10 protein-coding genes and 1 pseudogene are annotated in these 11742 nt (G+C 71.9%); 10 read left to right on the plus strand and 1 reads right to left on the minus strand.

What is annotated here, in order from left to right:
* Positions 1-54: 54 nt before the first annotated feature.
* Positions 55-786, minus strand: coding sequence for a YqjF family protein (locus tag KBY19_RS29515; RefSeq protein ID WP_099877497.1), 732 nt, complete (start codon positions 784-786; stop codon positions 55-57).
* Between the two features lie 278 nt (positions 787-1064).
* Here KBY19_RS29515 and KBY19_RS29520 point away from each other — a divergent pair, with 278 nt between their 5' ends.
* From KBY19_RS29520 to KBY19_RS29565, 10 genes and pseudogenes are all read left to right on the plus strand, one after another.
* Positions 1065-1688: a hemerythrin domain-containing protein gene (locus KBY19_RS29520; protein ID WP_307842641.1), complete on the plus strand. Its 624-nt coding sequence runs from the start codon at positions 1065-1067 to the stop codon at positions 1686-1688.
* Positions 1689-1728: 40 nt separating this feature from the next.
* Positions 1729-1842 (plus strand): annotated as a pseudogene (locus KBY19_RS29525) (SAM-dependent methyltransferase); the annotation flags it as partial.
* A 391-nt stretch (positions 1843-2233) separates the two neighbouring features.
* Positions 2234-2668 carry a hypothetical protein gene (locus KBY19_RS29530; protein ID WP_210967064.1) on the plus strand — a complete coding sequence of 145 codons (435 nt, stop codon included), beginning with the start codon at positions 2234-2236 and terminating at the stop codon, positions 2666-2668.
* A gap of 85 nt (positions 2669-2753) precedes the next feature.
* Complete coding sequence (locus KBY19_RS29535) at positions 2754-2942, plus strand: hypothetical protein (RefSeq protein WP_099877488.1); 189 nt, start codon at positions 2754-2756, stop codon at positions 2940-2942.
* Positions 2943-3034: 92 nt separating this feature from the next.
* Complete coding sequence (locus KBY19_RS29540; protein WP_210967065.1) at positions 3035-3496, plus strand: hypothetical protein; 462 nt, start codon at positions 3035-3037, stop codon at positions 3494-3496.
* Between the two features lie 166 nt (positions 3497-3662).
* Positions 3663-5267 (plus strand): benzoylformate decarboxylase, encoded by a 1605-nt coding sequence (mdlC, locus tag KBY19_RS29545; RefSeq protein ID WP_099877482.1) that lies wholly within the window; start codon positions 3663-3665, stop codon positions 5265-5267.
* A gap of 87 nt (positions 5268-5354) precedes the next feature.
* The gene (locus tag KBY19_RS29550; protein WP_099877479.1) at positions 5355-6758 is read left to right on the plus strand and encodes an FAD-binding oxidoreductase; all 1404 of its coding nucleotides are present in this window, start codon (positions 5355-5357) and stop codon (positions 6756-6758) included.
* The gene (locus tag KBY19_RS29555; protein WP_210967066.1) at positions 6755-8149 is read left to right on the plus strand and encodes a cytochrome P450; all 1395 of its coding nucleotides are present in this window, start codon (positions 6755-6757) and stop codon (positions 8147-8149) included. Before KBY19_RS29550 ends, KBY19_RS29555 begins: the two co-directional genes overlap by 4 nt.
* 33 nt (positions 8150-8182) lie before the next feature.
* Positions 8183-9562 carry a hypothetical protein gene (locus KBY19_RS29560; RefSeq protein WP_210967067.1) on the plus strand — a complete coding sequence of 460 codons (1380 nt, stop codon included), beginning with the start codon at positions 8183-8185 and terminating at the stop codon, positions 9560-9562.
* Positions 9563-9676: 114 nt separating this feature from the next.
* Complete coding sequence (locus tag KBY19_RS29565; protein WP_247691551.1) at positions 9677-11590, plus strand: peroxidase family protein; 1914 nt, start codon at positions 9677-9679, stop codon at positions 11588-11590.
* Positions 11591-11742 lie beyond the last annotated feature (152 nt).

An 11742-nucleotide genomic window follows, 5' to 3' on the forward strand; every position in this document is an offset into this window, starting at 1 on the left:
CCGCGGGAATCCGCTCGTCCGAAGGGCGCTCGTGCCGGCCCGGGGCGGGGCAGGTCAAGAAGCGCCCGACGCCGGTACGCAGGGCCGGGAGGGCCCAAGCCGTACATGCCCGACTCCTTCCGAGAAGTGCGTCACGGGCTCGCCCAGAGGGGCGGGAAGGCCCGCCGCGGTGGTCAGCGTCTCCTCCGGCACATCGACCGCCGCTTCGGCCAGCGGCCAGGGCTCGTGCTCCACGGGTGTCTCCCAGAGCATTCCGAACCGCCGGGTGTACGCCCGCCAGCGCGAGGTCAGCCACACGGCCCGGTCCGCCGGCCTCGGCTCCAGGCGGTTGCCGGTGCGTACGGTCAGCCGGTACGAAGCCCCGTCGGCCCTTCTCGAACCCGCGTACGCGAGGATGCCCCCTTCCGTGGAGACGTCGAGAGTGCCCAGGTGATACGGCGCGCCGATGGCACGGGCCGCCAGCATCGCGGGGCAGGCGACCTCGAGCGAGAGAAACCACAGGCCGTCCCGCCCGTCCCGGTGCCGGACATAGGTCCGCAGGTTGGTCTCCGGGAAGGTCGGGAGCCCGGGTAGGGCGGCAGGGACGCCGGCGGGGCGCACGCCGGTCATGAGGAAAGGGGTGAGCCCGACCCAGGCGACTCCGTCGTACTCGTCCACGACCAGCCCCTCGGGAAGCAGGGCCTGCACAGTCTCCGGCCGGTAGGGCCAGTCGACGAACGTCTGCGTCAGCCAGCCGGCCCGCAACGCGGGCAGACGCACTCGCTGCTCCGCCTCATACGCCACCACGGGCGACGAGTCCCCACCCGTGGCTGCCGTAAACGATCAGGTGCCGCACGCCGGCAGGGCACGAAAGCCGCCTGTCGGCAGTCGCACTGAACGGCGCGGGGCGGCCCGCAACCCTGCCTCCTCCTGCGATGATCACTATGTGCGGTCGGAGCGGTGCGCCGTGTCGTCGGCGAGTGGAAGGGGAGACCCGCTCGCCCGGAGTCGTGTTCCGGGCTGGGCGCGCCCTCCGAGGCCGCTGTCCGATGTACCGCCCGTGTTTCCTGAGCGAGGAGTGTCCTGTGGGTCAGGCGCAGCAGAACCATGATCAGTCTCCGGCTGCCCAACTGCCGCCGGACGATGTCGTAGGGGTGCTGCTGACACAGCATGTCCGGATCCGGAAGCTGCTCGAAGCGGTGCGCAGCGGGCCTGCCGAGGAGCGTGAGCGGAGCTTTCGGGAGCTGCGGGCGCTGCTTGCGGTCCATGAGACCGCCGAGGAGATGATCGTCCGCCCCACGGTCAAGAAGATCGGCGGCGGAGAAGAAGCCGCCGCTCGCAACGGAGAGGAGAAGGACGCCGGCAAGACCCTGGCCGAGCTGGAGAAGCTCGATTCCGGCAGCGAAGAGTTCGCCACTGTGTTCGCCGGCTTCGAGCAGGCCGTGCACGAGCACGCTGCCCGGGAGGAACGCGAGGAATTCCCTTCGCTGCGCCGCCTGTGCACCCAGGAGGAGCTGTGCAGGATGGGTCGGCGACTCCTGGCGGTGGAGCGATCCGCGCCCACTCATCCGCACCCCGCGACCGCCGGTTCGACGGCTGCCCAGTGGACCTTCGGTCCTTTCGCCGCACTGCTCGACCGTGTCCGGGACGCGGTCACTTCCTCCTCGGCCGACCGGCCGGACACCACGGCCGGCACCGACGGCCCGTAGGCCGGGTCGGGGCCGACGTCCGGCTTCCGCGAGCACCTCGGTCATCGTCTCGACCGGCGTCACCATGTACCTCACCGAAGACGCCACCGCGGCCACCCTGGGCCAGATCGCCGGGCTCGTCCCGGGCTCCACGCTCGCCGTGACCTTTCTGCTGGCCACCACCTGATCGCTCTCGCCACGCCTCCCGCACCCAAGGGGACCCCGGGCCCCTGCGGTCCGCCATCCGCGCGGCCGACGGTCCCGCCGAAGCCGTCGGCCCGCGAGCACGGCCTCTCCGTCCTCAGAGCGCTGCACAGAGCTGCCGAACGAGCCCGTACATCCGACCAGTTGGAGCACCGGCTCCGGCGGCTTCGGCCGGATCCGGCTGTACGGGCTTCTCGGGCACTTCGCTCCGCACTCACCGATCTGCCCGCGTAGCGCATGGTTTAGCCAACATGAGTGAAACACGGCTCTCGTACGGGTGACTCCCGGGATGTTCCGTACCGACCGCATTGAGCATGGCAGGGGAAGACGCGGACGGGACGGGATGGCAGGAGGCGTGCCGGATGCCCCTTCGAGCACCACCCATGGCCCGCCTGCGGCCGTCAGGCCGCGGACATGCGACAGCCGCGACCCTGGCGGCCGTACTCACTCTGCTGCTCACTCTCTTCACCCTCGGCGGTGCCGATCTGGCGGCCGAGGAGGCGGACTGCGTGCACGACCGGGCCGCCGTCGTGGCCGCAGACACCACGCCCTGTCCGCAGGTGGCCGTGGACGCCCCGGGGAACGACCAGCACCCTGGGCACGACTCGTCCTCCGCCCCGGTGAGCCTCGTGGCGACCTCCACACATCGGCAGCTGTGCCACACTCCCCTCCCCGTGATCGACTCCCCGGCCATCAGCGGTTCCTTGCCCGCGGCGGCAGCGCCGACGGACCCGGCTCCCGGTGTCACCGCCGACTGTCCCCAGCGGGCGTCCCAACGGCAGATCCTGCGCTGCTGATCGGACCCGTCCGTCCGGACCCCGTGTCCATGCCGGGTCCCGGAGGGCTGCCGCCACGGTCCTTCACCTCTGTCGCAGGAGAACTATGCCTACCGACCCCTTCCGGGCCATCGCCGCGCTCGCACGCGCCGAAGCCGCCCGTACGACCGCACCCACCACTCCCGAACCCCGCGAACCGGCCGAACCTGCCGAACCCGAACCCGCCGTGCCCGAGCGCCGTCGCACCGGCTGGCGCGAGATCGCCCGCCGGATCCACCGACCAAGGTCGGCCTGACGGCTCACCCGGTGTCGGCTGCGGCCACGCCGATCGGCCTCGGCCGGCACCGGGCCATACCCGGACGGGCCCATGCCGACTTCACTGAGGGCGTGGCCGGGAGCACCCACGCCGAGATCCACGACAGCCGTTCCCCCCTGTGGGAGCCGGATTCCGTGAACCGCGGCTACCCGGCGCTGGGGCTGCTGCACGCCGAACTCGGCAGGTCCGTCACGGACCGACAGGCCCCGGACCGGGACTGCGACCTGCACCGTGCCACCGCCCACCGGTATCTGGAGCTCACCGCGGCGGCCACCCGCGAACTGCCGGTCCGGGGCGCCTTCGCCGGCGTGGGCTCGCCGGCCGCCCCGGCCCGCGTGGCCGCGGCGCACGAGGCCGAGTACGCGTCCTTGCTGCGCCGCCGCACACAGGCGGACGAGGCCGCGCTGCGGACGGCGCTGACCTCGCTGGTGGGACACCCCGCTCCTGCTCAACTGATCGACACCGGCTTCCGTGTGCGGCTGGGTGCTGTGAAGAAAACATCACTGCGCGGGGTTTGCCGAACGGGCGGTTGACACGGAACCGGCCCGGTCGGCGGGTAAAGCCCGATATCACGGCTCCGAGGACGAGCAAAACCCGTAAGAGCGGGACATTTTGTCGTGACGTCGCTGTCGTGCTGCATTGGCCTCCGCACGCCGGTGACCGTCACGGTCAACCGCCAGCTCTGCGGGAAGGACCTCCATGCGCACAGTCCGGGAATCCGCCCTGGATGTTCTGAGAACACGCGGCATGACGACGGTGTTCGGCAACCCCGGCTCGACCGAGCTGCCCTTTCTCAAGCACTTCCCCGACGATTTCCGGTACATCCTCGGCCTGCAGGAAGCCGTGGTCGTCGGCATGGCGGACGGCTACGCGCTCGCCTCCGGCACCACCGCCCTCGTCAACCTGCACACCGGCCCCGGCACCGGGAACGCGATGGGCGCCATCCTCAACGCCCGCGCCAACCGCACCCCGATGGTGGTCACCGCGGGACAGCAGGTGCGGGCGATGCTGACCATGGAGGCCCTGCTCTCCAACCCCCAGCCCACGCTGCTGCCGCAGCCGGCCGTCAAGTGGGCGTACGAGCCGCCGCGTCCCACCGACGTGCCGACCGCGCTCGCACGGGCCGCCCAGCTGGCCGAAACCCCGCCGCACGGACCCGTGTTCCTCTCCCTGCCCATGGACGACTTCGACGCCGCCGTCACACCGGCCGAGGACCAGGCCGCGCAGGCCACAGCGGCCCGCAAGGTCGAACACGCCACAGCCCCGCGGCCGGAGACCGTACGCTCCCTCGCCGACCGCCTCAAGCAGGCGCGCGACGCCGTGCTGGTCGTCGGCGACGACGTGGACTCCTCCGGTGCCTGGGACGCCGTGGTCCGCCTCGCCGAGCGTGGCGGACTTCCGGTGTGGTCCGCACCCGCCTCGGCGCGCGTCTCCTTCCCGCACACCCACCCGCTGTACAGGGGCGAACTGCCGCCCGCCATCGGCCCGCTCACCCGGGCGCTGGAGGGCCACGATCTGGTCGTGGTCATCGGGGCGCAGGTCTTCCGCTACTACCCCTACGTACCGGGCCCGTACCTGCCCGACGGTACCGAACTGGTCCTCGTCACCCGGGATTCCGAAGACGCTGCCAAGGCACCCGTCGGAGACGCGGTCGTCGCCGACCCCGCGGCGACGGCCCAGGCCCTCGCCGAGCACTTTCCCGCCCGCGAACCCGCCCCTGTGCCGGACCGGCGGGTGCGGGCCCCGCAGGCGGCGGACGGGGCGCTGCCGCCCGGCACGGCACTGGCGGCTGTCGTGGAAGGAGCGCCCGAAGACACGCTGTGGGTGAACGAGTCGCCGTCCAACGTCCCGCAGTTCCACGAGGCGGCGCGGATCAGCACCCCCGGCTCCTACCTCTTCTCCGCCGGGGGCGGCCTCGGCTTCGGAGCCGCCGCGGCGGTCGGCGCCCAACTCGGCGCTCCCGACCGGCCGGTTGTCGCCGTGCTGGGCGACGGCTCGGTCCACTACGCCGTCCAGGCGCTGTGGACCGCGTCGGCCTACCGCCTGCCCGTCACCTTCGTGGTGCTGAGCAATGCGCGCTACGCGATCCTGCAGTGGTTCGCGCAGCTCGAACATGCGCAAGGCGCTCCGGGGCTGGACATCCCCGGACTGGACATCCCCACCGTCGCCGCAGGCTACGGGGTGCGCTCCTGCCGTGCCGAGAGCGCGGGGGAACTCACCAAGTCGGTGCGGGACGCCACGGCCCAGCGCGAAGGGCCCGTACTGATCGACGTACCGGTCACCACTCAGCTGCCCTCTCTTTGAACCACCTGCGGCGGCATCCACCCACCACTCACCGGACCCGCCGTGGAGCCCCGAGCCCGCACCGGTCGCACAACCCCTGGAAGGCCCATGCCCGCTGACTCCTCGCGTCTGCTGAACGAACTGCGCGACCGGCTGCCCGCCGACACTCTGCTCACCGACCCCGCGTCCCTGGCAGCGCATGCCCGGGACGCGGCCCCGTTCTCCGCTCCCGGCCATCCCGCCGTCGTCGCGCTGCCGCGCACCGCCGCACAGGTCGAGGAGGTGATGCGGACCGCGTACCACCTGGATGTCCCCGTCGTCCCGCAGGGCGCCCGCACGGGACTCGCCGGTGCCGCGAACGCGGTCGACGGCTGCGTCGTGGTCTCGACCGTCCGCATGGACCGGATCACCGCCATCGACCCGGTCAACCGGCTCGTGCGGTGCGAGCCCGGCGTCGTCACCAAACGCCTCAACGACGCCGTCGCCGAGCACGGGCTGAGCTATCCGCCCGACCCCGCGTCCTGGGAGACCTGCACGATCGGCGGCAACATCGCCACCGGGGCAGGCGGTATCTGCTGTGTGAAGTACGGCGTGACGGCCGACTACGTCCTCGGCCTGGACGTGGTGCTCCCCGACGGGCGGCGGATGCGCACCGGGCGTGACACGGCCAAGGGCGTCGCCGGATACGACCTGACCCGGCTCTTCGTCGGCTCGGAAGGCACCCTCGGTGTCATCGTCGGCGCCACCCTCGCGCTGCGGCCCGCCCGGCCCGCCCCGCTCGCGCTGCTGGCGCAGTTCCCGAGCCTGGCCGCGGCCGGGCACGCCGTCGCGGCCCTCACCGGAGCGGGACATCTGCCCTCTGCCGTCGAACTGCTGGACAGGGCCACCTCCCAGGCCGTCGCCGAGTACGGGCACGCGCTGCTGCGGCCCGACAGCGCCGCCACCCTCATCGTCGAGAGCGACGCACCCGACCCGGCACCTGACCTCGCCGCGATGAAGGCGCTGTGCGAGGACGCCGGCGCCGACCAGGTGGTCGCCGCCACCACCGCTGAAGAGTCCCAGCAGATCATCGAGGCCCGGCGACTGGTGTCCCCCGCGCTGGGGAAGTACGCCGCCGCGCTCGGCGGGCGGCCCACGGCGTTCATCGAGGACGTGGCCGTACCACCGTCCGAGCTGCCCAAGTTCGTCGGCACGATCGAGGACATCGCCCGACACCACCGGCTGCGGATCTTCACCCTCGGCCACGCCGGGGACGGCAATCTGCACCCCACGGTCCTCTTCGACGAGTCCGACCCCGACGAGGTCCACCGGGCCCGCACCGCCTACGACGACATCATGGCGGCAGGACTCGCGCTCGGCGGCACCACCACCGGGGAACACGGCATCGGGACGCTCAAGCGCGAATGGCTCGGCCGCGAACTCGACGCCGTCAGCCTCGAACTTCACCGGGGCATCAAGCGGCTCTTCGACCCCAAGCAGCTGCTCAACCCGGGAAAGGTCGTGGAAGCATGATCCAGCCCGCGCCGCCGACCGGCCCCGAGGACCACGCCGGCACCCACGACTCCGCCGGCTCCGCCGATCCGCCACCCGGAAGCGTTGCCGCGCGACCGTCCCGCGCCCGCCGCGGCGAATCCGTCCGCTTCGCAGTCACCCACTCGCTGCCGGCCTTCGTTCGAGGCGTTCCGGCCCCCCGCCCGGCGATCGGGGCGCTGCTGGGCGCGGTAGGCCAGCCCCACTGGTCCGCCGCGACCCTGCGGGCCCTGCGCGACCGCTACCACGGCGCGCCCGTGCTGCTCGGTGGGGCATCCGGTGACACGCTCGTCCTTCTCGACCCCGCCGACGTCGAGGAGTTCTTCGCCCGCCCGGTGCGCGAGCTGGCGCTGGACGCCGTGGACAAGACCAGGATGCTCGCGGTCCTCGAACCCACCGGCGTCATCTGCTCCCACGGCGACCTGCGCGAAGAACGCCGCTCCCTCAATGACAAAGTGCTGGCCCACCACGAGGACACCCACCCCTCGCACGGCACGTTCCGGACCGTCATCGCCGAGGAATGCACCCGGCTCACCGCCGGGCCCACCCTGACGTTCGCCCGGCTGCGGCGCACCGTTCAGCGCATCGCACGCCGCATCGTGCTGGGGGACCAGGCCGCCGGGGACGAGGAACTGCACGGCTGGCTGCTCACCCTGCGCAGGGAGGGCAACTGGGGAGCGGTGCGGCGCGGCCCCACTCCGGCCGATCAGCGACTGTACGCAGCCGCCACCGACCGGTTGCACGTCTACGCTCCGCACGCTCCCGACACCACGCTCCTCGGCCGTGCCAGGGACACCGCCTGCGGTGCGGACGTCGACGCAGTGGGGCAGGCCCACCACTGGTTGCTGGCTCTGGACACGATCGCCCCCATCGCCGCCCGCACGCTGCTGCTGCTCGCCGCGCACCCCGCCGAACAGGCCGCACTGCACGACCAGCCCGGCGACTTCGACAGCACCCGGTTGCAGGCCTGTGTCCTGGAGAGCCTCCGCCTCTATCCGATCGTGCCCGATCTGCTGCGCATCCTGCGCGCCGACTCCACCTGGCGCGGGAGGCCCTACCCGGCCGGGACCCATGTCCTGGTCCCTATCGGGTTCCTGCAGCGCGACAGCGGCCTGGTCCCCGGCGGCTCGCTGTTCGTCCCTGGCCGCTGGTGCGCCGAAGGCGCCGACCGCGACAGGCGGATGGCGCCGTTCAGCCATGGGGAGGGCCGCTGTCCGGGCGACCGGCTCGGTCTCATGGCCGCCACCGAAGTCTGTGCCCAGGTGCTCCGCGAGCACCGCGTCATCAAAGGCCGTCCCCGGCTCGACCCGCACCGGCCGCTGCCGGGCGCACTGAACGCCTCCGGCGTCCAGCTCGCCCTGGCCCGCTCCTGACCACACCGGACCGCCGACCTGGAGGCACCACCCATGGCCGAAACCGGCACCGAAACCGGCACCGGCACCGAACCGGACGTGGCCGGACTGCACGAACTCTGCCGCGAGCTGGGCGAGGCCGCGGACGCGGTACGCGAAGCCGGCAGGTACGTCGGCGAGCTCGCTCTCGGCACCCGCCTCCCGGCGCGGGCACTGGTCGGTGGCCGGGCCCGTGCGGCACTGCGCGCACTGCTGGGTGCCCTCACCGACCCGGCCGGGCTCGGCTGGCCGTCCGACGGCCGACGCCCCGCAGTGCGCACCGCCTGGCTCATCGGGGTGCTCACCAGCCGGGAAAGTCTCGCGGTGAGCCTGGCCGTCGCGGGGCTCAAGGCGCGTATCCGGGCGGCGGCCGTCACACATCCCGAACTGCTCACCGACCCGGACACGGCCCGGGTGCTGCGGGCCATCGACGACGATCGGCAACGCGAGGCCCTGCGCGCTTTCAGGTCCATCGTCGGCAGCCAAGGTGCCGAACGCGCCTTCGCTCTGCTCGCCCCGTCCGTCGGCGACATCCTCGCCTGGAACGCGCTCACCGATGAGAACCCTTTCAACGACGCCGCGGCATGGGAAATCGCCACCGGCCGCACCCTTGCGAATGCCGAACCGGTCCTGGGTATCAGCGCCCGCATCTGGGCCCTCCTCGACCGCGGCCCCGGCCGTGCCGAACCCGTCGCCCCCGACCCGGCCCTGCTGGAACGGCTCGACTCCTCCGGTACCGTCGTCGGCTGCATCCGCAACATCGGAACGGTGGGCACCGGCGGCACCCTGCTCGTCCAGCAGGTCGCCGGCCCGGACGGGGTGACGCGCTACATCGTCCAGCTCGCCGGGATGGCCACCGACGCGGTGTCCAAGGCCAGCCCTCAGGATGTGCTCGGCGCCATCCATGCGGTCGCCCGGCCCGCCACGCCGTACACCCGCGCTGTCACCCGGGCTCTGCGCTCCTGGGTGCCCTCCGGCAGTGAAATGGTTCTCGTCGGGCACAGCCTGGGCGGCATCACCGCGATGAACCTCGCCGCCGACCCCGACTTCTGCGCGCTCTACCGCGTCACGCACAGTGTCGCGATCGGTTCGCCCGTCGACGGCAAGCACCCCGCCGACCCGGACACCCGTGCGTTCTCGCTGATCAACGAACACGATGTCGTGCCCAGCCTGGAGGGCCGCTCCGCGGTCTCGCCGTACGCCCTCCCGGCGCAGTTCACCGAGTACACCTGGACCGACGACACCCATGCCTTCCCGCTGTGCCACGCGGCCGAACGCTACGCCCACAACCTGCAGTTCGACGTGCCCGAGGCGAGCGCCGACGTCGATGCCGCGCTCGCCCCGTACCGCGGCAGGGTGACCGCGACCCGGCTCTTCGCGCTCTACGACCGCTGAGAGAACCCGTCACACTCTCGCCCCTACGACACCAGGGGCCACCGCTCGTGCCGTGAGGCCCGCCGACCCCGCCGTCCCGCCAACCCGTCGCCGCACGCCCGCCCGGAGGACCAGATGACCGACACCACGCCCACCAACGCCGGCACACCCACCAGCCCCGCCGCCTCCGCCCCGGACATCCCCGCGCAGTCCGACGGCCGGCACCCGCCCCACCCGTCGCAACCGGAGCCCTACGGACCGCCCGGCGTCCTCGAACGTCTCGGGTCGGCCGCGTTCGCCCGCGTCAACCGGCGCCGCGAATGGCATGAACTCCCCACCGCACTGGGCCTGCTGAATCTGCGCTTCCTCCGCGACGACCTGCGCCGGGAGAACCTTCACGACACCTACCGTGCCGGCGGCGAGCGCCCCCGCCGCGCCCCGGCGAGCCTTCCGCCCTTCCGCTCCTACGACGGGTCGGCATACGACCCCCATGACGAGGACATGGGCCGTGTCGGCACCCGCCTGGACCGCAATGCTCCGCTCCACCTCGCCTTCCCGGACAGCGACGCCGAACTGATGTCGCCCAACCCCCGCGAGGTCAGCCGGCACCTCTTGGCGCGGCGCACCTTCCTGCCGGCCCCCACCCTCAACCTGCTGGCCGCCGCCTGGATCCAGTTCGAGAACCACGGCTGGGCCAACCACGGCGACAACGAAGAGGCCGAACCGTTCACCGTGCCGCTGGCCGAGGACGACGACTGGGTGGGGGAGTGCCCCATGCGCATCAACCGCACCCGCCCCGACCCGGTCGCACACACCACCCCCGACGCCCCACCCACGTACGAGAACACCCTCACGCACTGGTGGGACGGATCGCAGATCTACGGCTCCTCCGAGGAGCGCTGCCGGTCACTGCGTACCGGCGAGGGGGGACACCTCATCGTCCGGGACGGCCGACTTCCGGCCGACCCCAGGCCGGGCATGTCCTGTCTGGACGCCACCGGAATGAACAGCGACTACTGGACCGGTCTGTCCCTGCTGCACACCCTGTTCGCCAAGGAACACAACGCGATCTGCGACTATCTGCACTCCCACTACCCCACCTGGGACGACGAACGGCTCTTCCACACCGCGCGTCTCGTCAACACCGCGCTGATGGCGAAGATCCACACTGTGGAGTGGACACCGGGCATCCTCGACACTCCCGTCCTGCACCGCGCCATGAACGCCAACTGGTACGGAGCCCTGCCCCGTTGGGTTCGAAAGAAGTACGGGCGCATCGGCCAGGGCGAGATGCTCAGCGGCATCCTGGGCTCCCCGACCGACCACCACGCTGCTCCGTTCTCCATGACAGAGGAGTTCGTCTCCGCCTACCGGCTGCACCCCCTCATCCCGGACGAGCTGACATTGCGCGACCACCGCTCGGGGCGCAGGGGGGAGACGATCGGTTTCGACGACATGCAGGGCGCCACCACCCGCACCGCCATCGACGCATACGGTATGAGCGACCTGTTCTACAGCTTCGGCACCGCCAATCCCGGCGCCCTGGTCCTGCACAACCACCCCGACTCGCTGCGCAATCTGACCCGGCTCACCGGCGAACACGTCGACCTGGGCACTGTCGACATCCTCCGCGACCGCGAACGCGGCATCCCCCGGTACAACAGTTACCGCAAGATGCTCCGCAAGCGCCCGGTGAGCTCCTTCGAGGAACTCACCGGCGGCCACCCCACCGACACCCCGCTGCTGGAGGAGCTCTACGAAGGCCGGCTCGACCGCGTCGACACGCTCGTCGGCAATCTCGTCGAGCCCCGCCCGGCCGGCTTCGGCTTCAGCGACTCGCTCTTCCGCATCTTCATCCTGATGGCCAGCCGACGCCTCAAGAGCGACCGCTTCTTCACCACCGACTACCGGCCCGAGATCTACACACCTGAAGGGCTGGAGTGGATCGACCGCAACGGCATGATCCGCGTCCTGCTGCGCCACCACCCCGAACTCGCCCCCGCCCTGGACGGTGTGACCAACGCCTTCGCCCCCTGGAGGAACCTGTGACACAGCCGCCTCCCACTCCGTCGACCACCACCGTCCCCGCCCCGCGGCCCGCCCCCGGCGGCCGGACGGACCCTGCGGCTCAGCTGCGTGCCCACGCCGCCGCCCTGCACGCGCACGCCGAACGCCTCCGCACCGGCGCGGCGGCGTGGGCA

The organism is Streptomyces sp. B15, from assembly GCF_018070605.1.
In the GTDB taxonomy this organism is placed as follows: Bacteria; Actinomycetota; Actinomycetes; order Streptomycetales; family Streptomycetaceae; genus Streptomyces; species Streptomyces smyrnaeus.